22 protein-coding genes and 1 pseudogene are annotated in these 25,977 nt (G+C 63.6%); 15 read left to right on the forward strand and 8 right to left on the reverse strand.

Annotated features, from left to right (window positions below; all coding sequences use genetic code 11):
* Window positions 1-15: 15 nt before the first annotated feature.
* From OKW28_RS15275 to OKW28_RS15290, 4 genes and pseudogenes are all read left to right on the forward strand, one after another.
* Window positions 16-648, forward strand: a complete 633-nt coding sequence (locus OKW28_RS15275) for a C39 family peptidase (protein WP_429446743.1) — start codon at window positions 16-18, stop codon at window positions 646-648.
* Between the two features lie 129 nt (window positions 649-777).
* Window positions 778-1,709, forward strand: a pseudogene (gene lhpI, locus OKW28_RS15280) (bifunctional Delta(1)-pyrroline-2-carboxylate/Delta(1)-piperideine-2-carboxylate reductase).
* 237 nt (window positions 1,710-1,946) lie between these two features.
* Entirely contained in the window at window positions 1,947-3,428 is a 1,482-nt protein-coding gene (gene zwf, locus OKW28_RS15285) for a glucose-6-phosphate dehydrogenase (RefSeq protein WP_429446744.1), read from the forward strand.
* A gap of 170 nt (window positions 3,429-3,598) precedes the next feature.
* Complete coding sequence (locus tag OKW28_RS15290; RefSeq protein WP_429446991.1) at window positions 3,599-4,744, forward strand: nucleoside hydrolase; 1,146 nt, start codon at window positions 3,599-3,601, stop codon at window positions 4,742-4,744.
* A 33-nt stretch (window positions 4,745-4,777) separates the two neighbouring features.
* Here OKW28_RS15290 and OKW28_RS15295 read toward each other — a convergent pair whose 3' ends face one another.
* Window positions 4,778-5,734: a LysR family transcriptional regulator gene (locus OKW28_RS15295; protein ID WP_429446746.1), complete on the reverse strand. Its 957-nt coding sequence runs from the start codon at window positions 5,732-5,734 to the stop codon at window positions 4,778-4,780.
* 742 nt (window positions 5,735-6,476) lie between these two features.
* Window positions 6,477-7,529: an NAD(P)-dependent alcohol dehydrogenase gene (locus tag OKW28_RS15300; protein WP_429446748.1), complete on the reverse strand. Its 1,053-nt coding sequence runs from the start codon at window positions 7,527-7,529 to the stop codon at window positions 6,477-6,479.
* Between the two features lie 337 nt (window positions 7,530-7,866).
* Between OKW28_RS15300 and OKW28_RS15305 the strand changes: the two genes are divergently transcribed.
* On the forward strand, window positions 7,867-8,835 hold the full coding sequence (locus OKW28_RS15305) for an AraC family transcriptional regulator (protein ID WP_026225869.1): 969 nt from the start codon (window positions 7,867-7,869) through the stop codon (window positions 8,833-8,835).
* On the opposite strand, the gene OKW28_RS15310 is transcribed toward OKW28_RS15305, so the two are convergent.
* From OKW28_RS15310 to OKW28_RS15320, 3 genes are read right to left on the reverse strand one after another with little or no spacing between them, the layout of a single operon-like run.
* Window positions 8,832-9,638 carry a molybdopterin-dependent oxidoreductase gene (locus tag OKW28_RS15310; protein ID WP_429446750.1) on the reverse strand — a complete coding sequence of 269 codons (807 nt, stop codon included), beginning with the start codon at window positions 9,636-9,638 and terminating at the stop codon, window positions 8,832-8,834. The two genes, OKW28_RS15305 and OKW28_RS15310, sit on opposite strands and share 4 nt — an antisense overlap.
* Window positions 9,635-10,285, reverse strand: coding sequence for a cytochrome b/b6 domain-containing protein (locus OKW28_RS15315; protein WP_429446752.1), 651 nt, complete (start codon window positions 10,283-10,285; stop codon window positions 9,635-9,637). The genes OKW28_RS15310 and OKW28_RS15315 overlap by 4 nt, the downstream gene beginning before the upstream one ends.
* A gap of 43 nt (window positions 10,286-10,328) precedes the next feature.
* Window positions 10,329-10,970: a hypothetical protein gene (locus tag OKW28_RS15320; RefSeq protein ID WP_429446754.1), complete on the reverse strand. Its 642-nt coding sequence runs from the start codon at window positions 10,968-10,970 to the stop codon at window positions 10,329-10,331.
* Between the two features lie 231 nt (window positions 10,971-11,201).
* Between OKW28_RS15320 and OKW28_RS15325 the strand changes: the two genes are divergently transcribed.
* The 3 genes from OKW28_RS15325 to OKW28_RS15335 all read left to right on the forward strand — a co-directional run bounded on the left by OKW28_RS15325 (window position 11,202) and on the right by OKW28_RS15335 (window position 13,677).
* Window positions 11,202-11,873, forward strand: a complete 672-nt coding sequence (locus OKW28_RS15325) for a heavy metal response regulator transcription factor (protein ID WP_429446756.1) — start codon at window positions 11,202-11,204, stop codon at window positions 11,871-11,873.
* Complete coding sequence (locus tag OKW28_RS15330) at window positions 11,870-13,270, forward strand: heavy metal sensor histidine kinase (RefSeq protein ID WP_429446758.1); 1,401 nt, start codon at window positions 11,870-11,872, stop codon at window positions 13,268-13,270. The genes OKW28_RS15325 and OKW28_RS15330 overlap by 4 nt, the downstream gene beginning before the upstream one ends.
* A 104-nt stretch (window positions 13,271-13,374) precedes the next feature.
* Window positions 13,375-13,677 (forward strand): putative quinol monooxygenase, encoded by a 303-nt coding sequence (locus tag OKW28_RS15335; RefSeq protein WP_429446760.1) that lies wholly within the window; start codon window positions 13,375-13,377, stop codon window positions 13,675-13,677.
* Window positions 13,678-13,723: 46 nt separating this feature from the next.
* On the opposite strand, the gene OKW28_RS15340 is transcribed toward OKW28_RS15335, so the two are convergent.
* Both OKW28_RS15340 and OKW28_RS15345 read right to left on the reverse strand, forming a co-directional pair.
* Window positions 13,724-15,202: a diguanylate cyclase domain-containing protein gene (locus OKW28_RS15340; protein WP_429446762.1), complete on the reverse strand. Its 1,479-nt coding sequence runs from the start codon at window positions 15,200-15,202 to the stop codon at window positions 13,724-13,726.
* Window positions 15,203-15,325: 123 nt separating this feature from the next.
* Entirely contained in the window at window positions 15,326-16,084 is a 759-nt protein-coding gene (locus OKW28_RS15345) for a GntR family transcriptional regulator (RefSeq protein WP_184008499.1), read from the reverse strand.
* A gap of 270 nt (window positions 16,085-16,354) precedes the next feature.
* Between OKW28_RS15345 and OKW28_RS15350 the strand changes: the two genes are divergently transcribed.
* The 7 genes from OKW28_RS15350 to OKW28_RS15380 all read left to right on the forward strand — a co-directional run bounded on the left by OKW28_RS15350 (window position 16,355) and on the right by OKW28_RS15380 (window position 24,969).
* Window positions 16,355-16,696, forward strand: a complete 342-nt coding sequence (locus OKW28_RS15350) for a UxaA family hydrolase (RefSeq protein ID WP_018420865.1) — start codon at window positions 16,355-16,357, stop codon at window positions 16,694-16,696.
* Window positions 16,697-16,813: 117 nt separating this feature from the next.
* Window positions 16,814-17,989 carry a UxaA family hydrolase gene (locus tag OKW28_RS15355; RefSeq protein WP_429446764.1) on the forward strand — a complete coding sequence of 392 codons (1,176 nt, stop codon included), beginning with the start codon at window positions 16,814-16,816 and terminating at the stop codon, window positions 17,987-17,989.
* A gap of 172 nt (window positions 17,990-18,161) precedes the next feature.
* Window positions 18,162-19,550: a C4-dicarboxylate transporter DctA gene (dctA, locus tag OKW28_RS15360; protein WP_429446766.1), complete on the forward strand. Its 1,389-nt coding sequence runs from the start codon at window positions 18,162-18,164 to the stop codon at window positions 19,548-19,550.
* Between the two features lie 102 nt (window positions 19,551-19,652).
* The gene (locus OKW28_RS15365; protein WP_429446768.1) at window positions 19,653-20,006 is read left to right on the forward strand and encodes an Ldh family oxidoreductase; all 354 of its coding nucleotides are present in this window, start codon (window positions 19,653-19,655) and stop codon (window positions 20,004-20,006) included.
* 246 nt (window positions 20,007-20,252) lie between these two features.
* Window positions 20,253-23,204, forward strand: a complete 2,952-nt coding sequence (locus tag OKW28_RS15370; RefSeq protein WP_429446770.1) for a molybdopterin-dependent oxidoreductase — start codon at window positions 20,253-20,255, stop codon at window positions 23,202-23,204.
* A 21-nt stretch (window positions 23,205-23,225) separates the two neighbouring features.
* Window positions 23,226-23,996, forward strand: a complete 771-nt coding sequence (locus OKW28_RS15375; RefSeq protein WP_429446772.1) for a 4Fe-4S dicluster domain-containing protein — start codon at window positions 23,226-23,228, stop codon at window positions 23,994-23,996.
* 19 nt (window positions 23,997-24,015) lie between these two features.
* Window positions 24,016-24,969 (forward strand): dimethyl sulfoxide reductase anchor subunit family protein, encoded by a 954-nt coding sequence (locus OKW28_RS15380; protein WP_429446774.1) that lies wholly within the window; start codon window positions 24,016-24,018, stop codon window positions 24,967-24,969.
* A 110-nt stretch (window positions 24,970-25,079) separates the two neighbouring features.
* Here the strand turns inward: OKW28_RS15380 and OKW28_RS15385 are convergent, their stop codons facing one another.
* Window positions 25,080-25,817, reverse strand: a complete 738-nt coding sequence (locus OKW28_RS15385) for a class I SAM-dependent methyltransferase (RefSeq protein WP_429446776.1) — start codon at window positions 25,815-25,817, stop codon at window positions 25,080-25,082.
* Between the last annotated feature and the right edge of the window lie 160 nt (window positions 25,818-25,977).

Genomic DNA, 25,977 nt, shown 5'->3' on the forward strand with positions numbered 1-25,977 from the left:
CAACCGATACCACCGATGACCGAACCCGTCCTCCGTCACGCCGACGTCCCGTACTACACGCAATGGGGCAGCCCCGAGTGGGTGCGCGCCATCGTCGAACAGCAGCGCGACCCGTGCGACGATCCGCACTGGCAGCGCAGCGGTTTCGCCGACCCCGAGCGCTATCGCTTCTGGGCGCAACGCCTGTGCGGGCTGACGTGCCTCGAGTCGGCTCTTGACTACTGGAGCATCGATCACGCGCCGCGCGCCGCACTGCTCGACGACGCGCTGCGGCATGGCGTATACCGGTTGCGCGACGATGGCGGCGTCGACGGTCTGATCTACCGGCCGTTCGCCGACTGGGCGGGCCCGGCGTTCGGCCTCGATATCGACGTGCTGCCGCAGGCGTCGCTCGAGGAGATCGCGGCGCGGCTCGACGACGATACGCTCGCGATCGTGTCGGTGAGTCCCGAGATCCGCTATCCGGAGCGGACGAACCAGCGGCGGGGCGGTCATCTGATCCTGCTGCACGGGCGGGATCGCGGCGGCGTGTGGTTTCACAACCCGTCGGGCGTCGCGCCGCATCAGTCCGACGTGTACCTGCCGTTCGCGACGATGTCGCGTTTCTATGCAGGGCGGGGGATGACGCTCAGCCGCGGCACGAGCTAGCCGGCGCGCTGGGCATGAAGCGGAGTTCGCGATTCGGCGGGCAGTAGACGTCCACACGACTGGTCAATTTTTTCGCGCTCGGTTACGGTGACGTCATGCCCACTCCATCCCCATTGGATCGCTCCGCCCATGACCCGCCCGACCACGCAGATCTTCGACGCCGCCGCCACCGCGCGGCTGATGCCTTACGCAGCGCTTGTCGACGCGTTGAGGCGCGCTAGCATCGACTACGCGCAACGACGCATCGTGAGCCCCGAGCGGCTCGTCGTGCCGCTGAACGCCGGCGGCGTCATGCTGTCGATGCCCGCCACCGCGCCCGATCTCGCGATCCACAAGCTCGTCAACGTGTGCGCGAGCAACGGCGCGCGCCGTCTGCCGACGATCCACGGTCAGGTCATGGCCTTCGATGCCGATACCGGCGAGATGCTGTTCATCCTCGATGGTCCGACAGTGACGGGGCGCCGGACCGCGGCGATGTCGATGCTCGGCATCGCGACGTTCGCCGCGCGCACGCCGCGTGAGTTCCTGCTGATCGGCACCGGCACGCAGGCGCTCAATCATCTGGAGGCGATCGGCGAACTGTTTGCCGACGCGCGCGTGTGGGTCAAGGGCAGCGCGCCCGTGCGCGCCGAAGCGTTCTGCGCGGCGCAGCGCGGCAAGGTGCGTGAGCTGCGGCCGCTGCGGATGCGGGCGCGACGATTCCCGCTTCGGTCGACGTCGTGATCGCGTTGACCACGAGCAAACAGCCGGTCTACGACGAGACGGCACGCGCCGAGCGGCTCGTGATCGGGGTCGGCGCTTTCACGCCGCAGATGGTCGAGATCGGCGCGACTACGATCGCGGGCAGCGCGCTGTTCGTCGACGATCAGGCTGGCGCAATGCACGAGGCCGGCGATTTCATCCAGGCCGGTGTGGATTGGGCGCGGGTGGGCGGGATCGCCGCGGTGCTCGAGCAGACGCAGCCCTTGCCGGCGGGGCCGGTGGTGTTCAAGAGCGTAGGCTGCGCGGCGTGGGATCTGGCCGCGTGCCGGGTCGCGCGTGACGCGCTGGCGCGCGGCTGACCGTCAGCGGCCCAACCGGCAAATAATCGCGCAAAATATCCCGAAAAAACAACTGTCTGGGCGCGCAAGGTTGGCAACTTGCGCTAACCTGCGGCAGATGTTGCCGTGCAAACTATCTCAAAACGTTGCACCATAGATGTTTGCCGGAAAAAGCGCCATAGCGGACGTGAGCCGTAGCCCGTCCGCCCGCCGCCGATTCCTGATCGACGCCTTCCCCCTAGACGCTGCGACCGTGCCATGACGACCCAACAAGCTCCTGCCACACCCGACCTGCCGCTCGACATGATCATCTTCGGCGGCACCGGCGACCTGTCGTTCCGCAAGCTGCTGCCCGCGCTGTACATGGCGCATCTGCACTGCAACCTGCCGCCCGACACCCGCATTCTGACGATCGGGCGCAAGCCCTGGTCGCGCGAGGAATACATCAGCGAATTCATGGAGGAGAAGGCGAAGCCCTTCATCGACAAAAAAGCGTTCGACGCGTCGGCGTGGGACAAATTCCTCGCGATTTTCGAATACGTGCGGATGGACGTCGATGCGGCCGAGGACTACCTGCGCCTGAAGGAAGCGTCGCGCGACGGCGTGAACCGCGTGTTCTATCTGGCGACGTCGCCGGATCTGTTCACCCATATCTGCGACAACCTGTCGTCGGCCGGGCTCGTCGACGGCAATTCGCGGGTGGTGCTCGAAAAGCCGCTCGGCCACGATCTCGCGTCCGCGCAGGAGATCAACAACGCGGTCGGCAAGCATTTCGAAGAAGCGCAGATCTACCGGATCGACCACTACCTCGGCAAGGAAACCGTGCAGAACCTGATGGTGCTGCGCTTCGGCAATCCGATTTTTGGGCCGCTGTGGCAGGCGCCATACATCAAGAGCGTGCAGATCACGGTGGCCGAAACGGTCGGCGTGGGCAGCCGCGCGGGGTTCTACGACAAGACCGGCGCGCTGCGCGACATGGTGCAGAACCACCTGCTGCAACTGCTGTGCATCGTCGCGATGGAGCCGCCGGTGTCGCTCGATCCCGACGCGGTGCGCGACGAAAAGCTGAAGGTGCTGCGCTCGCTGCGGCCGATGACGCCCGAGGACATCGCGCGCGACACGGTGCGCGGCCAGTACACGGCGGGCGCGGTGGATGGCGAGGCGGTCAAGGGCTACCTCGAGGAAGACAACGTGCCGGCGGGCAGCCGCGCCGAAACCTTTGTCGCGTTGCGCGCGCGGATCAACAACTGGCGCTGGGCCAACGTGCCGTTCTTCCTGCGCACCGGCAAGCGGATGCAGAAGAAGCTGTCGGAGATCGTCATCGAATTCTCCGATCTGCCGTTCTCGATCATCCCGAGCGGTGGGCGAACCTACGGCAATCGTCTGGTGATCCAGTTGCAACCCGAAGAGTCGATCCAGTTGCAGGTGCTTGCGAAAGAGCCGGGCAGCGGCATGCACATGCTGCCGGTGAGCCTGAACCTCGACCTGCAGCAGGCGTTCACCGAGCGTCGCGCGGAAGCCTATGAGCGACTTCTGATCGACGTGATCCGCGGACGTCTGACGCACTTCATGCGCCGCGACGAACTCGAAGCGGCATGGGCGTGGGCCGAGCCGATTCTCGAAGGCTGGGCGAAGTCGGGCGAGCGGCCGCGCTCATATTCGGCGGGCACGTTCGGACCGGCGGCATCGACCGCGTTGATGACGCGGGAGAACGCCGTGTGGGCGGAGGAATCGCAGTAACGGGCTTTTGACAGCGCGCTATTCGAAGCGGCTCGCGACGTTGCAATGGCGTCGCGAGCCGCTTTTGCGTGTGCTGTCGTTGCCGCGCTGATTATTCGCCATTCATACGGCTTGCGCCTATGACGGTTTCCTTGGCCGCGTCACTCAGCGGCATTCCAAACGGGGCATCGATGGGGCGAATTCTCGTGGCATTGATCTGGGCGGCAAGCGTGGCAATCACACTCGATCTCACGGCTTGCGCCAGCAGCAGTCTCGATGCCCGGAGCGATCCGCCGAAGGTGATCATCGACAGCGACTACAACACGCTCGGCGACGACGGTCAGCTCGGGGTGATGGCCGCGCAATTGCAGGCGCAGGGCTCGCTGAAAGTGCTCGGCATTACCGTGGTGTCGGGCAATCAGTGGCTGAAGCAAGGTGTTGCCGATGCGCTGAAATCGGTCGAACGACTCGGCGTCGAACAACAGATCGGCGTCTATGCGGGCGCCAACTACGCACTGACGCACGACTTCAAAACGATCCAGCGGGAACTGAAGGAATTCCCCGGCGGCGATGGCTATGTTGGCGCATGGAGCAGGCCCGAGCCGAAATCGGCTAGCGACCTCGTCGCGCCGCCGGACGGCTTCGCGACGCACACGAAGGTGCAGAGCCAGAGCGCGATCGACTTCATCGCCGAATCGGTCAAGCGGTACCCGGGCGAGGTGACGATCCTCGCGATCGGCCCGCTGACCAACATCGCATTGGCCACGCGCGAGCATCCCGAGATCGTGCCGCTGATCAAGCAGATCATTTACATGGGCGGCGCGATCGACGTGCGGGGCAATACCACGCCCGCCGCCGAATTCAACTGGTGGTTCGATCCCGCAGCGGCGAAAGCGGTGCTGCGTCTGCCGATCAAACAGACGGTGATTCCGCTCGACGTGACGGATACCGTGAAAATGGACAAGGCACTGTACGATCGCGTCGCGCACGATCCGGCGAAGCAGACCATCATCACGCAACTGTTCAGGACGCTGAACGGCTACGGATACGACGGCAAGAACGGCTTCGAGACCAATCCGAACTACACGACGAACATCTGGGACACGCTGACGCTCGCCTATCTGATGCATCCGTCGTTCGCGACGCAGACCGTCGAGGAGTGGGTGGATGTGGATACGGGCTTCGGCGCCAACGATGGCAAGGCAAGGGGCTACACGAGTTCACCGCCGCCGGGTTTGCAGAAGATGACGGTCGTCAAACGATTTGATAATCCGGCGTTTTTTAATTTCTATGTCGATCTGTTGACGCGGCCGGTGCCGGTGCGGCCGTTGGACTAGTCAACGCGCGAGCGCCGCGCGCCCGGACCCGCTTCACGCGGGATGCAGGCCGCGCAGCAACTGACGCACGCGCGACAGATCCTGCTCGACGTGCCCGGCTTTGTCGAACAGCTCCGCGAGCCAATCGACGAACGCGCGCACGCGCGGCGACACGCGGCGGTTCTTCACATACGCGACCGAGACCGGCATCGGCACGGGTTTCCATTGCGGCAGCACTTCATGCAGCAAGCCCGAATCGAGGTAAGGCTGCGCGGCGATGCGCGCGGGCTGGATCATGCCGAGGCCTTGCAGTCCGCAGGTCAGGTACGCCTGTTCGTCGCTGACTTGTACGAAGCCGTTGAGCTTGACCTTGCGCGCTTCGCCGCCCACTTCGAAATCGAAGTCGCATTCGCGGCCGCTATGCGGCGACACGCAGTTGACCGCGACGTGCGCGCGCAGATCGTCGAGATCGGCGGGCGTGCCGTGACGGGCCAGGTAGGCCGGACTCGCGCAGGTGACCTGATCGAGCGTGCCGAGTTGCCGCGCGACGAGATTGGAATCGGGCAATTCACCGAGCTGGATGCTGCAGTCGATTGCTTCGGAGACCAGATCGACGGTGCGGTTGCTGACGCCGATCGCGAGGTCGAGGTCCGGGTAACGGGTGTGGAACTCGTCTAGCGACGGCAGCACGATTGCACTCGCTACCGCGCTGGGCATTTCGATGCGGAGGCGGCCGGTGAGGTTGTCGGTCGAATTGCGGAGGCTGGCTTCCAGTTCGTCGATGTCGGCCAGGATTTGCGCGCAGCGTTCGTAGTAGGCGGCGCCCTCCGGCGTGATGCTCAGGCGGCGCGTCGTGCGGACTAACAGCGCTGTGCCCAGCAGGGCTTCCAGGTTCTGGACGATCGTCGTCGCCGTTGCACGCGGAATGTTTAATGACTCCGCTGCGCGGGTGAAGCTGTTGGTGTCCACAATTCGGATGAATGTGCGCATTGCAGTTATTCTGTCGATCACTGGGATGCTCCAAATGGTTTTCTATTTTTTTGCCTGCGGCGGATTTGTCTTTGTTCTTGTGGTGTTGGCCTTTCCTTGATTTCTTGTCGGTCTATTAGCGTTGCCCCTGTGCGGGGCGGCACCTACTTTCTTTGCTGCTGCAAAGAAAGTAGGCAAAGAAGACAGCTCAAACCGCTAATTCTTAAGCGGGCACCGTGCTCCACAAATGGCAGTGGTGCATCTGGAATCCGTGCCTCCGCACATTCCACGGCAGTGACAAAGCCGTCATCCATCCCACTGCGCACTACGTGCGTCGCGGACGGGTATGCAAGGGAAACCAGAGTGTTTTTTTAGGTTAGTGGGGCCATCGGCTGCGCCTCGGCGACGCGCCGAAACGACCAATGGTCTGAGAACAGCGCTTCGGCGCGCGCAGCGCCGCCGGAAGAATGACGGCCTTGTCACTAACGCGGAGTGTGCGGGAACACAGATTCCAGATGCACCACTACCCGCGGTGGACAAAGGGACCCGCTTAAGAGTTAGCGGTTTAAAGCTGTCTTCTTTGCCTACTTTCTTTGCAGCAGCAAAGAAAGTAGGTGCCGCCCCGCACAGGGGCAACGCCAATAGACCGACAAGAAATCAAGGAAAGGCCAACGCCCTAAGAACACAGAAAAAACGGGCGAAGGCAAAAAAAACACAACAACAAAACAGAACCCCGCGCCGCGGGCGCAAAAAAACCACCCGCTGCGCGGCCAAAAAGTTGCTATTACTTCCGCATCGAATCCATATCAATCACAAACCGATACTTCACATCGCTCTTGAGCATGCGCTCATACGCTTCATTGATCTTCTGCATCGGAATCATTTCAATATCAGAAGTAATGCCATGCTCGCCACAGAAATCGAGCATCTCCTGCGTCTCGGCAATACCGCCAATCAGCGAACCAGCAAGGCGCCGCCGCTTGAAGATCAGATTGAACACCTGCGGCGACGGATGATCGTGCTCCGGAGCGCCCACCAACGTCATCGTCGCATCACGCTTGAGCAGATTCAAAAACGGATTCAGATCATGCTGCGCAGCCACCGTATTGAGAATGAAATCGAAGCTATTCACATGCGCTTCCATCTCCTGCGGATTCTTCGAAACCACGACTTCATGCGCGCCAAGCCGCTTCGCATCCTCGATCTTCGACGGGGAGGTCGTAAACAGCACGACATGCGCACCCATCGCCCGAGCCAGCTTCACACCCATATGGCCGAGTCCACCGAGGCCGACAATCCCGACCTTCTTGCCCGGGCCCACGCCCCACGTGCGTAGCGGCGAATACGTGGTGATGCCCGCGCACAGCAGGGGCGCGACACCCGCGGGGTCGAGATTCTGCGGCACGCGCAGCGTGAAAGCCTCATCGACGACCAGTTGCGTCGAATAGCCACCGTAAGTGACCTGTCCGTCGACGCGATCGACACCGTTATACGTGCCCACCCAACCGTTCTCGCAATACTGCTCGAGACCTTCCGCGCAGCTTGAACAGGTGCGGCACGAATCGACCAGACAGCCGACCGCGACCAGTTCACCGACCTTGTACTTCGTCACGTTCGGACCAACCGCGGTCACACGGCCTACGATCTCGTGGCCCGGCACGACCGGGTAGATCGTGTTCTTCCATTCGTTGCGCGCCTGATGCAGGTCGGAATGGCACACGCCGCAGTACAGCACTTCCATCTGCACGTCATCGGCGCGGGGTGCGCGGCGCTGGATTTCAAATGGGGCGAGCGGCGCGGTGGCGTCGGTCGCTGCATAGGCATACGTCGTGCTCATGGATGGCTCCAGCAAAGAGGGTGATGGCGCAACATGCGACGCGCCGACGATGCGCAACACTGGGTTGCGGATGCGGCGGGCCGCAGCATGATCCGGGATCGGGGCGCGAGCGTTGGGGGCCACCGTTGGCAAGCTGTCGGCGCATGGCGGTCGATGACCGCGCACGCTGCGCGCGTCGAAAAAGGCGATCCGGCAGGGTTCCCATGTTAGGAGCCCGGCGCCGCCCGGGGAATACCTGATCGTCTTGAAGGTTTGCCTAAAACTCTGGACGGGCAGCGCGACAGGCTGTTTGATGCTAAATTTCAAGCATTATTCTCTTGGCCGTCACCATATCGTCATGTCCACTCAAGCTGTCGGTTCCATTCCGGAAGACCCCGCGCAACGCCGCTTGCTCGAACTGTTCAACCTGCTCGCGCCGAATGCCGGCATGACGCGCTCGAGCCTCGAAGGCGTCAGCCTGCTGCGCGCGAATCGTCCGATGCCGCGCATGCCGGTCATGTACGAGCCGAGCATCGTGATCGTCTGTCAGGGGCGCAAGCGCGGCTATCTCGGCGATCAGGTGTTCCAGTACGACGCACAGCAGTACCTGGTGCTGTCGGTGCCGTTGCCGTTCGAATGCGAGACCGAGGCAAGCGAACAGGAGCCGTTTCTCGGCATGTCGGTGCGTGTCGATCTGACGATGGTCGCCGAACTGCTGATGGCGCTCAACGAAACCCAGGGCCTCGCGCAATACGAACCGGCCGGCATGTATTCGACGCCGCTCGATGCCGCACTGAGCAGCGCGGTGCAGCGTCTGCTGGAGGCGCTCGCGTCGCCGCTCGACGCGCAAATCCTGGCGCCAGGCATCGTCCGGGAAATCTGTTATCGCGTGTTGACCGGCGAGCAGGGCGGCGCGATTCGCGCGGCGCTCACGCATCAGAATCACTTTGGCCGCATCGCGAAAGCACTGCGGCGCATTCATGCGGACTACCACGCGTCGCTCGATGTCGATACGCTCGCGGCCGAGGCCGGCATGAGTCTCGCGGTGTTTCATGCGCAATTCAAGGCGGTCACCGCGACCTCGCCGATGCAGTACGTGAAGACCACGCGTCTGCATCACGCGCGTCTGTTGATGGTGCAGGATGGCTTGAATGCGGGCGCGGCCGCCGTGCGGGTCGGTTACGAAAGCGCGTCGCAGTTCAGCCGCGAGTTCAAGCGGCTGTTCGGCCTGAGTCCCGTCGACGAGGTCAAGCGCATGCGCGTCGCTCACGATGCGCCGCCGCCGCGCGCGCACAAGCCGGTGCCGCGTTATGTGACCGCGGTCTAAAGCCCGCTGAACCAGTTGTAGCCCTGATCTTCCCAGTAGCCGCCCGGGTTCGTGTTGGTCACGAAGATCGCGGCGATGTGCTTCGGGTTCTTGAAGCCGAGCTTGGTCGGCACGCGCAGCTTCAGCGGATAGCCGTATCTGGCCGGCAGCGGCGCGTTGCGGAAATCGAGCGTCAATTGCGTTTGCGGATGCAGCGCGGTCGCCATGTCGAGGCTGGAGTAGTAGCGGTCCGCGCATTTGAAGCCCACATAACGCGCGCTCAGATCGGCGCCGATCCGTTCGAGAAACGTGCGAAACGGCACGCCGCTCCATTGTCCGATCGCGCTCCATCCTTCGATGCACACGTGACGCGTGATCTGCGAGACCTGCGGCAACCTGCGCAACTGCGCGAGACTCCAGCCGCGTTTGTCCGCGACGAGCCCCGATACTTCGAGCCGATAGGTCGAGCCGTCGATATCGGGCGCGTCGAACTCGGGATAGAACGCGTTGAACGGAAACGGATCGGTGATATCGCGCGCCGAATAGGTCGGCGCGAGTTTGTTGCGACTGAACAGCCACGCCTGCACGCGGTCGTTCCAGCGCGACATCGCCCATAGCACCTTGTCGACGGAATCGTTGTCCTGCAGGTTGCAGCCGGACAGCATCGCGAGCGCGCCGATCGATAGCGAGGAGCGCAGAAACAAGCGGCGTTGCAACTGCTCGATCCGCGGCCGGTGCTCGGCAAGCACGATGCGTGAGCGGCGCGCGTCTTCTGTATTGGCGTGCGTATCGTTCGCCGTGTCGGTTCGTTGCGGGGCGCTCATGCGCGAGTCCTCTGGGGGGCTTGATCGATGCGCTGCGCGCTGCGCCGGGCGCGTCCGGTGAACATCGGCGGCAACGTGCGCGGCACCAGCAGCACCAGCAGCAGATGCACGACGACAAAGCCGACCACGCCGGCCATCGCGACGAAATGCACGCGGCGCGCGAAATCGAAGCCGCCGAACAGCGCGGTTAGCCACGACAATTGCACCGGCTTCCAGATCGACAGTCCCGATGCGACCAGCAGCACGCCGAGCAGCAGTACCAGCAGATACAACGCGCGCTGCACGGCGTTGTACCTGCCGGTTTCGTGCGGCAGTCTGAGGCGCAACGCAAGCGCCGCATCGCGCGCCAGCTCGCGGGCACGCACCGGCAGCAGCTTGCGACGCAAATGGCCGCTCGCGACGCCATACGCGAGATACAGCAGCCCGTTCGCGCACAGCAGCCACATCGCCGCGAAGTGCCATGCGATCGAGCCGCCGAGCCATCCGCCGACCGTCGCCCACACGGGGAACCGGAACGGAAAGATCGGCGACGCGTTATAGATCGCCCAGCCGCTCATCACCATGCAGGCCATCGCGAACGCGTTGATCCAGTGCGTCACGCGAACGACCAGGGGATGAACGACAAGAAATGCTTGCGAGTCGGGCATTGGCTTCAAAGACGAGAGGGATGAAGACGAACGACGCGCCGCTTTACATCGGCGGCGTCACGCCATGCTCGCCGGCCGAAATGAAATTCGCCGCCATTGCGCCATCCGCTTCCTTGTGCGCGAACAGCACGACCTTCGTGCCGGGCGTGAGCAACGCGCGGCTGCCCGGCTCCAGACTGACGATGGGCACGTCCTGCGGAATCACGATCTTCTTCTCGCCATCCTTGTACTTGACGGTGATCGTGCGGCCGTTGCTGACCACGAGCGAGCCGACCGTGCCGTTCGTCATCGTGCTGTTCGCGCCGAGATCCCACGGCCGATGACCTTCGCCCGAACCGCGCATGCTCGGCGGGAATACATGCACTTCGAGCGCCTTCAACGTGCCGTCGGGCTGCGGAATCGCGGCGGTGCCGACGTAGCTGTCCGGCTTGATGTCGCTGACGTTGGCGAGCGTGACGCCGCGAATCGGCGTGTCGGCGGCGAGCTTCACGTCGACGTCCTGACCATCGCGCGTGTGGACTTTGAGCAGATCGCCCGACAGCGACGTCACTGTGCCGCGCACGCCGGTCGGCGCGGCGGTCTGGGCCGAAGCCGCGAACGTCGTCGCGAGCAGCACGGCGGCGAGTGCAGGGACGGCGAGGGCGCGCAGCGTTCGTGCGCGGGCGATCTTCATGCGGGTCTTCATGAGGCAACTCCAGGAAGGGATGCAGCGTGGTGGATGGTGCGTTCACACTAGCCGTCGCATCGGCTCATCAGAGTGACGGGAGGATGACAAAAACGTCATCAATGGTCGATGGTGGCCACGTAGAATGGCCGCCGGGAGCGCTGCGGTTGTTCTCGAGCGCTGTCATCAGGCTTTTTGCGCGTGCGAGCGCGGCCTTTACGGTCGCATCGCGCGAGAGGAGCAGCGAGCATCATGAGCATTCTGGTCATCGAAGACGATCCGAAAACCGGCGACTATCTGAAGAAGGGCCTGCGCGAGAATGGCTACGCGGTCGACCTCGCGCGCACCGGCACGGACGGCCTGCATCTGGCGCTCGAGCATGAATACGAACTGATCGTTCTCGACGTGATGCTGCCCGGCATCGACGGTTGGGAAATCATGCGGGCGTTGCGTGCGCGGCGCGATCTGCGGGTGATTTTCCTGACCGCGCGCGATCAGGTCAGCGACCGCATTCGCGGTCTCGAACTCGGCGCCGACGACTACCTGGTCAAACCGTTTTCGTTTACCGAGCTGGTGCTGCGCGTTCGCACGCTGTTGCGCCGTGGCGTAATCCGCGAGAGCGACGTGTTCGAAGTCGCCGACCTCAAGCTCGACGTATTGCGCCGCCGGGTCACGCGCGAGGGCGTCGACATTCCGCTGACCAACAAGGAGTTCATGCTGCTGCATCTGCTGGCGCGCCGCGAGGGCGAAGCGCTGTCACGCTCGCAGATCGCGTCGGAAGTGTGGGACATGAACTTCGATAGCGACACCAACGTGGTCGACGTGGCGATCAAGCGCTTGCGCGCAAAGGTCGATCACCCGTTCGGGAAGAAGCTGATTCACACGGTGCGCAGCATCGGCTACACGTTCGGCGACGGCGCATGAAACTCTGGAGCGAACGCTCGCTGATTGCGCGCACCACGGTGCTGTTCGCGCTGATCGCCTGCGCGGTGATCGGCTCGCTCGGCGCGTATTTCTATCATTCCGCCGAAGTCTCGCTGCAACGCCGCGCCGACGTCGTGCTGAGCGGCCGTGTCGAGCATTTCAGCCGCATCGTGCACGACCTTTATTCGGTTAGCGAATTAAAAAAGCGCCCGCTGCTGTTCGAGACGATGCTCGGCGCGGAAGAGGACGTGCTGATCTTCCGGCGGCCGGGCGAAGCGCCGTTCGTCGACGTGAATCCGGGCAGGCTCGCGGTGCCTGAGCTACCGGCCGGCCCGGCGGGCAATCCGCCGCGTGCCGCCGACATGCGTCAGACGCGCACGCCCGACGGCGTGCCGGTGCATTGGGCGATTGCGAGCGCGACAGCGCGCGAGGATGGCGCCGAAGTCGAGGTGATCGCAGGCCATCCGATGACGCACGAAATGCGCATGCTGGCCGAATACCGCAACCGCATCGTGCTGGCGACGCTGACCGGCATGCTGGCCGCGACGCTGCTCGCTTACGGCGTGCTGCGCCGCGCGCTGCGACCGGTTCGCGAGATCGCCACGCGGGCCGCGCAAATCAGTCCGACGAACCTGGCGGTGCGGCTCGACGACGAAGCGGCGCCAGTGGAACTGCGTCAACTCACGCACGCGTTCAACGCGATGCTCGATCGTCTCGCCGACGGCTATCAACGCCTGCAGCAGTTTTCCGCCGATCTCGCGCACGAGATTCGCACGCCGGTCGGCGCGCTGGTCGGCCAAACCCAGGTGGCGCTCGCCCAGCCGCGCGAAGCCGACGAATATCAGCAACTGCTCGAATCGAATCTCGAGGAGTTGAATCGCCTGAGCCATATCGCGGAGAACATCCTGTTTCTCGCGCATGCGGATCATGCGGCGTTGTCGATCGAGCGGCAGCCGGTCGATCTGCATGGCGAGCTCATCAGGATCGCCGACTATTTCGAAGGCCTGGCCGACGAACGCGGGATGCGTTTCGAAGTCGACGCGGCGGGCGTCGCGTCTGCCAATCCGATGCTGTGCCGCCGCGCCATCAACAATCTGGTCGTCAACGCGGTGCGTTACGGCGCGGGCGACACGATCGTGCGCCTGCGCGGCGCGCAGGACGAAGCAGGCGCGCTGGTGACGGTCGAAAACGAGGGCGAGCCGATTCCCGCCGTGCAACTCGACCGGCTGTTCGACCGCTTCTATCGCGGCGACGCGGCGCGCAGCGCGTTCACCGAATCGAACGGACTCGGGCTCGCGATCGTGAAGGCGATCATGCATCTGCATGGCGGCAGTGCGCGCGTGGTGTGTCCGCTGCCAGGCGTCGTGCGCTTCGAGCTGCGCTTTCCGGGTGCGTGACTTGCTAGCGGGGTAGGTCCGGCGCAGCCTCAGCCGACGCCGCCTATACTTTTCAAAGCGCTTTGAAAGGACCGTTCGCTGCCGAACTCACCAGGAGTCGCATCATGGTCAAGCTCGCTTTGTATGTCCGTCTGGAAGCCAAGCCCGGTAAGGAAAAGGAAGTCGAGGCGTTTCTGCTCGGCGGCCTGCCGCTCGTCGAGCAGGAGCCGGCCACCGCCGCGTGGTTCGGTCTGAAGCTCGGTCCGTCGACGTACGCCATTTTCGATGCGTTCGAAGACGAAGCCGGCCGCGACGCGCATCTGAACGGCAAGGTCGCGGCCGCGTTGATGGAGAAGGCGGGCGAGCTGTTCGCGTCGCCACCGAGCATCGTCAAGGTGGATGTGCTCGCGGCCAGGCTGCCGGGCTGAGGTTGAGCGTTGCGTTGGCGTGGTGAACGCCTGACGCCGGCGAGCGTTACTTCGCCGTCGCGTCCGTCGCCGGCTGCGCCTCGTAGTGCGCGCGCTTTTCCTCGTACATCAGCAGGTCGGCGTGCTGCACGCCCGCTTCCAGCCGATCGCCGCGCTGGCAGGTTGCCGCGCCCATCGAGAAGCTCAGCGGCGAGCCCGGATAGAACTGGTTGTTCATCTCGACGAGCTGGCGGATCGCGTCGATCATCGCCGCGCCGCCGCGCTCGTCGGTATCTGGCATCAGGATCGCGAACTCGTCGCCGCCGATGCGGGCCGCGTGGAACGGCGATTCCATCGCCTTCGCGAGCACTTCGCCGGCACGCCGCAGCAGCGCGTCGCCGGCCGCGTGACCGAGCTGATCGTTCACGCGCTTCAGGCCGTTCAGGTCGGCCATGATGATCGTCACGGGCCACGGTCCCTTGCGTTCGAGCCGGTTCAGCTCGTCGACGTAGAACGAGCGGTTGCGCAGCTTGGTCAGCACGTCGTGCTTGCCGAGGAATTCGAGGTACGCCTCGGCCTTCTTGCGCGCGGTGATGTCGGTCAGCGCGACGAGTACGAGGTCCCAGTCCTGTTCGTGGCCTGGCAGCACCGAGAATTGCAGGTGTACGTGCACCTCGTTGCCGTCGAGTGAATAGTTGAGCACCTCGCGCTGCTGGAACAGCTTGTTGTCCCACAGGTCGATCAACTGCTCGCGGAAATGCGGACGCATGTCGTCGCGGAACACGTCGGCGAGGCGCGCGAGCAGCGTTTTCTTGTCCTTCGCGCCGAATATCCCGAGCGTGTGATGGTTGACGTCGAGCACATGGATTTCAGCCATGCAGCGTTCGACGAACTCGGGATGGACGTCGGTAAACACGCGGAAATCGTTGATGCCGGCCGCGCGCGCGCCGTCGAGCAGGCGTTTGACGGCGCTGAAATCCTCGACCCACAGCGATACCGGCGAATGCTCGAAGAGCCCGCGCGCGTATTCCTCCGCTTGCGCGACGCGGCGCCGCGCGCCTTCGAGCTCGGTGATGTCTTCGGTCGACACCAGCACGCGGTCCCAGCGTTCCTCGTGACCGGGCAGCACCGCGCCTTTCAGCAGCACGTCGAGGCGCCGTCCACCGAGCGTGTAGTTGACCGTGTGGCTCGTGAAGTTCGACTGTCCGGCCCACAGCTGGCACAGTTCTTCGAGGTGCGTTTTCAGCATGTCGTCGCGGAACACCGAGGCGAGATTGCTCGTCAGCGTGTCGAAATCGGCGGCCTCGAATTGCGTGAGCGTCTGGCGATTGACCTTGATCACGCGGATGCGATGAGCGCATTCGGTGACGCGGCGCGGGTCTTCGGCGAAATGGGCGCGCAGATCGGTCACGCCGGCGGCTCGCCACGCGTCGAACAATGCGCGCACGCCGCTGAAATCTTCGAGCCACAGAGACACGGGCGCGAGTTCGAACATCCCGGAGTCGTCGTTGATGGGCGCGGAGCCGCTCGTGAGGGTATCCAGCATGAGGTTCTCGGGGGCGGAAGTGCGGCTATTTTAGACAGGTTGGCGCCGGCCGAAAATGAAAGACGATTGGCCTGTCGTTTTTGCGCAGATGTGATATGAAGCGCAGGCAGCGACCGAGGTCCGCTATTTCTGATCGTCGCGCGCCGCGCGCGTGCCGATGTACTCGTACTCCTCGGTATTGAGCCGCGAAATGCGCAGTTCGACCGCGCTGCGGTGATACGAGTACGCGATGCGCCGGATCTCGAGCAGCGGCGCGCCGACTTCGACGCCTAGTTGTGTGCTTTCGAGCTCATTGGCGAGCGCAACGCTCACATGCTCATCGGTCTCAACCACGTTGATGCCGAAACCGTCCTGATAGAAGTTGTACAGCGTGTTCGGCCGGTTGCGCAGCTTGCTTTCCGTCAAGCCGGGAAACAGCGCTTCGGGCACGGTGATATGTTCGATCAGCACGGTCTTGCCGTGCAGCGCGAGCCCGTTGACGAACTGCAGAACGCGCGCGCCGGTGTCGATGCCGAGCGCGGCGGCTGCCTCGCGCGAGGCACGCGCCTTCCTGAACCCGATCAGCGTGACGACCGGGTAGGCCTTGTCGCCGTCGCGTCGCACGATGCGAAAGAAGCGGAAGAAGTGCCGGTCGCGCTGATGCATCGCCACGAACGTGCCGAGCCCCTGATGACGGATCAGAATGTTCTCGGCGCACAGTTCGTCGATGGCTTTGCGCAGCGTGCCGATCGACACGCCGAAGCGTTCGGCGAGGCGCTTTTCCGAAGGAATGCATTCGCCGCCTTTCCATTCGCCGGCCGCGAGCGCCGCGAGAATTGCGCTCTTGACCTCCTTGTACCGTGTGCCTCCCACTGCGGGCGCATTGATCGCGAGCGTGCTCATGAAAACCTCTGGGATACGCGAGTCGTGCCGCTCGCGGGGGTTGAACCTGCCCTGATTCTAAACGACCAGGTCATCTAATACATCTGGATGAATCGTATGTTGTCGGTGAATCGCGACAACAGCCCGGTTCTCGCCCGGTCGTCTAACACATATATATGACCTAGTTGACATTGGGTAAATCGCCGCCTAATATCGATTCACCGCGGCGCACCTGGCTGCGCTGCCCCCGGCGGCACCCTCACCGCATTCAAACTACGAACGGAGACGCTCATGAGCAATCCCACGGCAGACATCAACGACACCGCAGCGGGCGCGTCGGCGCCGCGCAGAACGATCCACATCGTGCTGCACGAGGCGAAAGACACGGTCGGCGTGGCGGTGGTCGAGGGCATCAAGGCGGGCACGCTGCTCAACGCATGGATCATGGACGACGACGAAATCGTCACCGTGCCGGCGAAGCAGGACATTCCGATCGGTCACAAGGTCGCGCTGAAGGACATGGCCGTTGGCGACACGGTGTTCAAGTACGGCGTCGACATCGGCAAGGTGGTCGCACCGATCAAGGCCGGCGAGCACGCCCACGTGCACAACATCAAGACGAAGCGCTGGTAGGCCGAGCAGCGCCGCGCGTCGCTGCGCGCGCTTTTGCCGCCCGGCTGTTTTGCTGGATTCCCGCTTCGCGGCATCGAGCCGCCCCTCACTGGCATCAACCCGAACGAGAGAGACACCATGAGCGTGATTGACCTGGATACGACTTTCCGCGGCTATCGTCGCGACAACGGCCGCGTGGGCGTACGCAACCACGTGATCATCCTGCCGGTCGACGATCTGTCCAATGCCGCGGCGCAGGCGGTCGAACACAACATCAAGGGGACCATGGCGCTGCCGCATCCGTATGGGCGGCTGCAATTCGGCGCCGACCTCGAACTGCATTTCCGCACGCTGATCGGCGCGGGCAGCAATCCGAACGTCGCGGCGGTGGTCGTGATCGGTATCGAGGAGGGCTGGACCAAGCGTGTCGTCGACGGCATTGCGAAAACCGGCAAGCCGGTGATGGGCTTCGGCATCGAACTGCATGGCGATCACGACACGGTCATGCGCGCGTCGAAAGCCGCGAAGGAAATGGTGCAGTACGCGACGTCGCTCGATCGCGAAGCGTGCCCGATCTCCGAGTTGTGGGTGTCGACCAAATGCGGCGAGTCGGACACCACGTCAGGTTGCGGCGCGAATCCGACCGTCGGCAACGCGTTCGACAAACTCTACGGCCTCGGCACCACGCTCGTGTTCGGCGAAACCTCGGAGCTGACCGGCGGCGAGCAGATCGTGGCCGCGCGCTGCGCGAACGACGGCGTGCGCGAGCGCTTTCAGTTCATGTTCGACCGCTATCAGGACATGATCAACCGCTGGAAAACCGACGACCTGTCCGAGTCGCAGCCGACCAAGGGCAATATCGCGGGCGGCCTGACGACGATCGAGGAAAAGGCACTCGGCAACATCCAGAAGATCGGCAAGAAGTGCATGGTCGACGGCGTGCTGGACAAAGCCGAGCAGCCGACGCATTCGGGCTTGTGGTTCATGGACTCGTCGTCCGCGGCGGCCGAGATGGTGACGTTGTGCGCGGCATCGGGCTTCGTCGTGCATTTCTTCCCGACCGGGCAGGGCAACGTGATCGGCAATCCGATCGTGCCGGTCATCAAGATCTGCGCGAATCCGCGCACCGTCCGCACGATGGGCGAGCATATCGACGTGGACGTGACCGGCATTCTGCAGCGTGAGCAGAATCTCGACCAGAGCGGCGACAAACTGCTCCAATGCATGATGGCGACGATCAACGGCCGTTTCACCGCGGCCGAAGCGCTCGGTCATCGCGAGTTCGTCCTGACGCGTCTGTTCGAAAGCGCCTGACGCGGGCGGCCCCGACCGTCGCGGCGAGCCGCACGGCTCGCGCGCCGCGGTCCTCATCTTCCCGGCGTATGCCGGCACGCAGAAGTGGCCGGCGACGCCCCCGTGACCGGCAGCTCATGCGGCAGTAGCGCCGGCTCGACATCTGGCAGCAGCGAGTGGAGGAGACACCATCTTGCGCGTGCTCAAACATCTCTACGTGCAGGTCCTGATCGGACTTGCGGCTGGCATTCTCGTCGGTCATTTCGCGCCCGCGTTCGGCGTGCAGATGAAACCGTTCGGCGATACCTTCATTCGCCTCATCAAGATGCTGATCACGCTGGTGATCTTCTGCACGGTTTCCGTGGGCATCGCGCGCATGGAAAGCCTGAAGCAGGTGGGCCGCGTCGGCTTCAAGACGCTGCTGTACTTCGAGGTCGTCACCAGCATCGCGCTCGTGCTCGGCCTCGTCGTCGCGAACGTGCTGCGTCCGGGCGCGGGGCTCAATATCGATCCCATTTCGCTCGATCCTCATGCGCTCACGCATTACGTCGCCGATGCGCACGCGGCATCGTCGAGCTTCATCGACATGATCGTGCCGAACTCGGTGGTCGGCGCGTTCGCGCGCGGCGATCTGCTGCAGGTCCTGCTGTTCTCGGTGCTGTTCGGCATTGCGCTGTCGATCATGTCGCAGCGCAGCCGGCTGCTGATGCGCGGTATCGAGCAGTTCGGCGACACGCTGATGCGCATCGTCGAAATGATCATGCGGCTTGCGCCGCTCGGCGCGTTCGGCGCGATTGCGTTCACGGTCGGCAAATACGGCATCGCCACGTTGCAGCAACTTGGGCTGCTGATTCTGTGCTTCTACATCACGAGCATCCTGTTCATCGTGATCGTGCTCGGCGCGGCCGCGCGCTGGGCCGGCGTGGGCTTATGGCCGCTGCTGAAATACTTCCGCGAGGAGCTGTTGATCGTGCTCGGCACGTCGACCACGGAGTCGGTGCTGCCTCGCTTGATGGAAAAGCTCGAGCGCATGGGGTGTCCGCGCGCGGTCGTCGGGCTCGTGCTGCCGACCGGCTACTCGTTCAATCTCGACGGCGCCGCGATCTATCTGACGATGACGTCGCTATTCATCGCGCAGGCCACCAACACGCATCTGACGCTGATGCAGCAGATCGGATTGCTGGCGATCCTGATGCTGACCTCGAAAGGCGGAGCGGGTGTGGCGGGCGCGGCGCTCGTCGCGTTGACCGCGACGCTGTCGACGCACAACATCATTCCGGTCGCGGGCATCACGCTGATTCTCGGCGTCGACCGCGTGCTCAACGAGATCCGCGCGCTGACCAATATGATCGGCAACGTCGTCGCGACGCTGGTGGTCGCGCGCTGGGAACGCGCATTCGATGCGCGCGCCGCGCGCGAATTCCTTGCCGCGCCGCGCGAGGTGCAAGCGCAGGCATTGACGCAGCCGGTGCGCAAACCGCAGGCGACGCAAGCGGGCCCTGCCGGGCAGGCGGCTCAGGCGCGCGAGGAAGAACCCAACCATCCGCGCGCAACGGCGCTGTTCGAGAAGGCGGCGAAGTGAGGATCGCGGCGCGCCGGCATCGAACGGTAGTGCCGGACTTGATGCTTCACTGCCGCAATGACAAAGTGTTGCGCTGATGGCAACCAAACCAAGGAAGACCCGATGGCCCGACTGTTTCCCGACGCGCTCACCGCGCTTGCGATTGGCGCGTTGCGCCGCGCGGACGCGTCGCCGGCGACGGCCGGATGGACGGCGCGCGCACTCGTCTATGCCGACGTGCGCGGCCTGTCTTCGCACGGCGTATCGCGTCTGCCGATGTACTGCGCACAGTTGCGCAACGGTCGCGTCGATCCGGCAGCGCAAGCCGTCATCGTCGCGGATCGCGGCGCGGCCGTGTTGCTCGACGGCGCGGACGGCCTCGCGTATCCAGCCTCGACGTGCGCCTGCCCGGTTATCGCCGGGAGCAGCTTGCGCAGGCGGCATACGAGGAGGGCGTCGAAATTCCGGATGCGCTGATCGCGCAACTGGAGGGCCGCGCTCAAACGAGCGTCCCAGCGCACCTAACCGATCTCACCCGACTGGACACGCCGTCGAAAAAAGCGCATAGCTGAAAGCGAAACCGAAACTATCGGTGCGCCAGATAGTTTTGCTCGCAAATCGCGATTTCCCTTGTGAGGCAGGTGCGAATACGATGGTCGGTATCGTATGAGCAGCGCGTATGACGCGCGCTTCGGCCCACCAGAAGCAACGACGGAGATGGCCATGGAGCACCACGCCCGCACGCAGAACGAACGGCTCGATGTCAAGACCACCACCTGCTACATGTGCGCGTGCCGCTGCGGCATCCGCGTGCATCTGCGCGACGGCGAGGTGCGCTATATCGACGGCAATCCGGAGCATCCGCTCAATCAGGGCGTCATCTGCGCGAAGGGTGCCTCCGGCATCATGAAGCAGTACTCGCCCGCGCGCCTTACACAGCCTTTGATGCGCAAGGCCGGCGCGCAGCGCGGCAGCGCGCAGTTCGAGCCGGTCTCGTGGGACACCGCGTTCGACGTGCTCGAAAAGCGTCTCGCCGCGATTCGCTCGAGCGATCCGAAGAAGTTCGCGCTGTTCACGGGCCGCGACCAGATGCAGGCGCTGACCGGCCTGTTCGCCAGGCAGTTCGGTACGCCTAACTATGCGGCGCACGGCGGCTTTTGCTCGTCGAACATGGCGGCCGGCATGATCTATACGATCGGCGGTTCGTTCTGGGAATTCGGCGGACCGGATCTCGACAGCGCGAAGCTGTTCTTCATGATCGGCACCGCGGAAGATCATCATTCGAATCCGCTGAAGATCGCGATTGCGAAGTTCAAGCGCGCGGGTGGCCGCTTCATCGCGATCAATCCGATCCGCACCGGCTATGCGGCGATCGCGGACGAATGGGTGCCGATCAAGCCTGGCACCGACGGCGCGCTGTTCATGGCGTTCCTGCACGAACTGATCGCCGCCGATGCGTGGGATCACGAGTTCGTGCAGCGCTACACGAACGCGGCGGAGCTGATCGATCTCGACGAAGCGAGCGAAAACTTCGGTTTGTTCGTGCGCGATCCCGAACGGGCCGAAGGCAATCCGCTGTTTCCGCAGAATCATCTGTGGTGGGACCCGGCCACCCAGCGCGCGGTGCCGCATCATGCGAGCGGCGTGACGCCCGCGCTCGACGGCCGTTACACGCTCGACAACGGCAAGCCGGTGACGCCGTCGTTTGCATTGTTGCGCGAGCGCGTCGCCGAGTGCACGCCCGAATGGGCGGCGGCGATCACCGGCATCGCGGCCGAGACAATCCGGCGGCTCGCCGGCGAGATGATCGAGACGGGCCGCCGGCACCGCATCACGCTGCCGATCCGCTGGACCGACGCGTGGGGCGAAACGCACGAGACGGTCACGGGCAACCCGGTCGCTTTTCATGCGATGCGCGGGCTCGCCGCGCATTCGAACGGCTTTCAGTCGATCCGCGCGCTCGCCGTGCTGATGTCGCTGCTGGGCACGATCGACCGGCCCGGCGGCTTTCGTCACAAGTCGCCGTTTCCGCGCGCGGTGCCGCCATCGGCGAAACCACCGAACGACCCCGCCGCGGTGAAGCCCAATACACCGCTTGCGGCGGGCCCGCTAGGCTGGCCCGCCGCGCCCGAGGATCTGTTCATCGACGAACACGGCGGTCCGGTGCGCATCGACCGGGCGTTCTCGTGGGAATATCCGCTCGCGGTGCACGGCGTCATGCACAGCGTGATCACCAACGCGTGGCGCGGCGATCCGTATCCCATCGACACGCTGATGATTTTCATGGCCAACATGGCGTGGAATTCGTCGATGAACACGATGAAGGTGCGCGAGATGCTCGCCGACAAACACGCCAACGGCGACTACAAGATTCCGTTTCTCGTCGTGTGCGACGCGTTCCAGTCGGAGATGACCGCGTTCGCCGATCTGATCCTGCCGGACACGACTTACCTCGAACGTTACGACGCGATGTCGATGCTCGACCGGCCGATCTCCGAGTTCGACGGCCCCGTCGATTCGGTGCGTGTACCGGTCGTGCCGCCGACCGGCGAATGCAAGCCGTTCCAGGAAGTGCTGATCGAACTGGCGTCGCGCCTGAGGTTTCCGGCGTTCACCAATGCGGATGGCGGCCGGCGCTTTCGCGACTATCCGGACTTCATCGTCAATCACACGACGTCGCCCGGTTCCGGCGTCGGCTTTCTGATCGGCTGGCGCGGCAAGGATGGCGACAAGGCGCTCGTCGGCGAGCCGAATCCGAATCAATGGGAGCAGTACGCGAAGAACAACTGCGTATTCCATTACCGCTTGCCCGAGACCTTGCAGTACACGCGCAACTGCAACGGACCGTATCTAGACTGGGCGGTCAAAAATGGCTTCCGCAAATTCAGCGAACCGATTCTGATCCAGCTTTACTCGGACGTGATGCAGAAGTTCAGGCTCGCCGCGCAAGGACGCACGAGCGGCCGGCAGCCGCCCGACCATCTGCGCGCGCGCGTCGACAGGTATTTCGATCCGCTGCCGTTCTGGTACGCGCCGCTCGAAAGCGCGGCGACGGATCTCGCGCGATTCCCGCTCGCCGCGGTCACCCAGCGGCCGATGGCGATGTATCACTCGTGGGATTCGCAGAACGCGTGGCTGCGGCAGATTCATGGGGAGAATTACCTTTATGTGAATCCGAAAACGGCGAGCGGGAACGGCATCGCCGACGGCAGCTGGATCTACGTCGAATCGCAATGGGGCCGCGTGCGCTGTATGGCGCGCTACAGCGAGACCGTCGAACCGGGCACCGTATGGACGTGGAACGCGATCGGCAAAGCGGCGGGCGCATGGAATCTCGGTCCCGACGCGAACGAATCGCAGCGCGGCTTCCTGCTCAATCACCTGATCACCGACGAGTTGCCGGGCCGCGACGAGGCACCCGCGCGCATGTCGAACTCCGACCCGGTGACGGGCCAGGCCGCCTGGTACGACGTGCGCGTGCGCATCTATCCGGCCGAAGCCGACGCGCGGCACACGCTGCCGCAGTTCGAGGCGATGCCCGAATTGCCCGGCGCGGTTGCACAGAAGAGTGTGGTGTCGCGCATCGTCCAGACCTATTTCGCGGGACGCGGAGAATTCGCGGCTCGCCTGCGCGGGACGTTGCGCCGCGCCGAAACTAACGGCGACGACCGCTAAAGCCACAGCAAGGAGCTTGCAATGACCCAGATGGCGCTGGTGATCGATCTGAACGTATGCGTGGGATGCCAGGCGTGCGTGACGAGCTGCAAGGAATGGAACACGTCAGGCGAATCGGGCAGCCTCGCCGATTTCAATCCTTACGACGCGGACCCGTCCGGCACGTTCTTCAACCGTGTGCAGAGTTTCGAAGCGGGCAGCTTCCCCGACACGGAGATGATCCATTTCCCGAAGTCGTGCCTGCATTGCGAGGACCCGCCGTGCGTGCCGGTGTGTCCCACGGGCGCGAGCTACAAGCGCAAGGAAGACGGTCTCGTGCTGGTCGATTTCGATCGCTGCATCGGCTGCAAGTATTGCGCGTGGGCGTGCCCGTACGGCGCGCGCGAACTCGACGAAGCGCGCAAGGAGATGACCAAGTGCACGCTGTGCGTCGATCGCATTCATGACGAGCATCTGTCCGAGCGCGATCGCAAGCCGGCCTGCGTGCTCGCATGTCCGACATCCGCGCGGCTGTTCGGCGATATTCACGATCCGGAGTCGGTGGTGTCGCAAGCGATCCGCGAGCGCGGCGGCTATCAGTTGATGCCGGAGTGGGGCACGCGTCCCGCGAATCACTATTTGCCGCGCGTGCCGATCACGTCCGCGAGTTGCGGCGGCGACGGGTGCTCGTGCAAATCGTCAGGAACGACCACCGGCGATGCCATGCACACGTCGGGCTCGCCCGACTCGCAGCTCGAGGGGCAGCTCGCGCATGGCCAAGTGCATCTGGCGTCGATCGCGAAGCGCATTTGAACGACAACGAGGCCGCACGATGAATCCGGCTTTTTCCGTAGTCTTCCTGACCACGCTGAGCGGCGCGGCGCAGGGGCTGTTGATCGCGCTCGTCGGCGTCGAAAGTGCGGCATGCCTGGGCGTCGTTGCGCAACCCGCCGCCACCGCGTTCTACGTGAGCGGCGCGGCGCTCGCGGTGCTGCTGGGCGGTCTTGGTCTGATCGCGTCGTTCTTCCATCTGGGCCATCCGGAACGCGCGTGGCGCGCGATCGCGATGTGGCGCACCTCTTGGCTGTCGCGCGAATGTCTGTGCCTGCCGGCGTTTCTCGCGTGCGCGTGCCTGTATGGCGTCGCGCACTGGCTCGGCTCGCCGTGGTCGCTCGCGCTCGGCTGGCTCGGCGTGCTCGCGAGCGCCGCGCTGTTCGTCTGCACCGCGATGATCTATGCGTGCCTGCGCTTTCTGCAGGAGTGGGCGACGCCGCTGACGCTGGTGAACTTCGTGCTGCTCGGCTGCGCATCGGGCTTGACGCTCGCGACCGCACTGAGCGCATGGTTCGCGCCCGCGCTGACGGCGGGACTGGCGGTCTGGGCGTGCCTGCTGACGCTCGCCGGATGCGCGAGCCGCTACGCGTCGCTCATGCGCAATGCGCGCTTGCGACCGAAATCGACGGTGCAGAGCGCGACGGGCATTCGCAATCGAAAGCTCGTGCAGGTGTCACGAGGCTTCACCGCCGGTGCGTTCAATTTGCGCGAGTTCTTTCACGGCAAATCGGCGCGGACGTTGCGTGGCGTCAAATGGGGCTTTCTCGTGGGTGCGTTCGTCGTGCCGGTCGTGTTGATCGTGCTGGGGGCGGGGCTGCGTTCGCCTGGCGGGTCGTTCGGCTTGCTGGCCGCGGCTTGTCTCGTGCAGTATGCGGGGCTCGTGGCGGAGCGCTGGTTTTTCTTCGCGGAGGCGAAGCATCCGCAGAATCTTTACTACGCGAGGGTGGGGTGAGGCATAACATAGCCCTGAATGCTGAAACCGCATCCCACCACGGCACGGGAAAGGGTAAGAGGCTTTTGAAGATGTACAGGTCACCGATGGCTTGTAACCGGTCTCATCCACTAATGCTTGGTGACGAAGTAAACATAGCTGATAAAAGACCGTCCGGCGCAATCGAACCGTTCCACCTTAAGAACCGACGCTCCAGCCTCATCGAGCGTCTTCAATACATCGCTTTTCGGGAAAGTATGCATTTCCATTACGCGCGCTTTTCCATACTTCAATGTTCTTCCAATGTTCAGTACGTGATTACCCAACAAAAAATGGAGCAGGCCTTTCAATGTCATCAAATTCTGATGCGCAGGCGTTTGGAAGATCAACAGTCCTCCCGGGCGTAGCACTCGGGAAAATTCGCCGAGCAATGAACGCTGGGTTTTTCGCGGAGAGTGCTGAAGAACGATGTTGCAATAAATGAAATCGATTTCTCCATCCCCTATCGATGGCAGAGCGTTGCCGCTATTACGTACAAACTGGATGTTGTCGAAACTCGTATTGGCAGACCGCGCCTCGGCCAGCATGGCATCCGAAATATCGATACCAATAACACGCTGGAACGAAGGTGAAAGTGCCCTGCTCAGACGTCCTACACCGCATCCATAATCCAGTGCGACGTCAAATCTGAGTCGCACCTCTAAAGACGAAGCTTTAGCAAGGGCATCAGCTATCTCATCCGTTCCGGTCCGGAAAAATTCATCTTTATTCCATCCACCGTGCTGCTTCTCGGGGTGCGAAAGGACGGCCCAATAGGGATCATCAGACCCAAGCGCTTCCCATTGCTGTCGAATTCTGTTGTTCATCATGTGGAGTCACCCTCGCAGTTGCGTTCGGGATCAAGCTTTGACCCCTTGCGTTAAGTGGGCGTACAAGAAAACAGCGGTTCATGGGAGTGCGCCGCACCGGTTCTGGCTAGCGTGCAGTGAACGGCACTTGTGATGCGAATCAAACAATGGCGTCGTGCTG

The organism is Paraburkholderia sp. 40, assembly GCF_050434105.1.
Classification (GTDB): domain Bacteria; phylum Pseudomonadota; class Gammaproteobacteria; order Burkholderiales; family Burkholderiaceae; genus Paraburkholderia; species Paraburkholderia tuberum.

Excerpts from the sequence above, each read along its gene's own strand:
- OKW28_RS15310 (WP_429446750.1), bottom strand. The coding sequence starts at position 9,638 with ATGAGCGCCCCGCAACGAACCGACACGGCGAACGATACGCACGCCAAT.
- OKW28_RS15335 (WP_429446760.1), top strand. The coding sequence starts at position 13,375 with ATGGTCAAGCTCGCTTTGTATGTCCGTCTGGAAGCCAAGCCCGGTAAG.
- OKW28_RS15330 (WP_429446758.1), top strand. The coding sequence starts at position 11,870 with ATGAAACTCTGGAGCGAACGCTCGCTGATTGCGCGCACCACGGTGCTG.
- OKW28_RS15340 (WP_429446762.1), bottom strand. The coding sequence starts at position 15,202 with ATGCTGGATACCCTCACGAGCGGCTCCGCGCCCATCAACGACGACTCC.
- OKW28_RS15315 (WP_429446752.1), bottom strand. The coding sequence starts at position 10,285 with ATGCCCGACTCGCAAGCATTTCTTGTCGTTCATCCCCTGGTCGTTCGC.
- OKW28_RS15275 (WP_429446743.1), top strand. The coding sequence starts at position 16 with ATGACCGAACCCGTCCTCCGTCACGCCGACGTCCCGTACTACACGCAA.
- OKW28_RS15375 (WP_429446772.1), top strand. The coding sequence starts at position 23,226 with ATGACCCAGATGGCGCTGGTGATCGATCTGAACGTATGCGTGGGATGC.
- OKW28_RS15325 (WP_429446756.1), top strand. The coding sequence starts at position 11,202 with ATGAGCATTCTGGTCATCGAAGACGATCCGAAAACCGGCGACTATCTG.
- OKW28_RS15300 (WP_429446748.1), bottom strand. The coding sequence starts at position 7,529 with ATGAGCACGACGTATGCCTATGCAGCGACCGACGCCACCGCGCCGCTC.
- OKW28_RS15305 (WP_026225869.1), top strand. The coding sequence starts at position 7,867 with ATGTCCACTCAAGCTGTCGGTTCCATTCCGGAAGACCCCGCGCAACGC.
- OKW28_RS15320 (WP_429446754.1), bottom strand. The coding sequence starts at position 10,970 with ATGAAGACCCGCATGAAGATCGCCCGCGCACGAACGCTGCGCGCCCTC.
- OKW28_RS15385 (WP_429446776.1), bottom strand. The coding sequence starts at position 25,817 with ATGATGAACAACAGAATTCGACAGCAATGGGAAGCGCTTGGGTCTGAT.
- OKW28_RS15365 (WP_429446768.1), top strand. The coding sequence starts at position 19,653 with ATGGCCCGACTGTTTCCCGACGCGCTCACCGCGCTTGCGATTGGCGCG.
- OKW28_RS15350 (WP_018420865.1), top strand. The coding sequence starts at position 16,355 with ATGAGCAATCCCACGGCAGACATCAACGACACCGCAGCGGGCGCGTCG.
- OKW28_RS15355 (WP_429446764.1), top strand. The coding sequence starts at position 16,814 with ATGAGCGTGATTGACCTGGATACGACTTTCCGCGGCTATCGTCGCGAC.
- OKW28_RS15345 (WP_184008499.1), bottom strand. The coding sequence starts at position 16,084 with ATGAGCACGCTCGCGATCAATGCGCCCGCAGTGGGAGGCACACGGTAC.
- zwf (WP_429446744.1), top strand. The coding sequence starts at position 1,947 with ATGACGACCCAACAAGCTCCTGCCACACCCGACCTGCCGCTCGACATG.
- OKW28_RS15370 (WP_429446770.1), top strand. The coding sequence starts at position 20,253 with ATGGAGCACCACGCCCGCACGCAGAACGAACGGCTCGATGTCAAGACC.
- OKW28_RS15380 (WP_429446774.1), top strand. The coding sequence starts at position 24,016 with ATGAATCCGGCTTTTTCCGTAGTCTTCCTGACCACGCTGAGCGGCGCG.
- OKW28_RS15290 (WP_429446991.1), top strand. The coding sequence starts at position 3,599 with ATGGGGCGAATTCTCGTGGCATTGATCTGGGCGGCAAGCGTGGCAATC.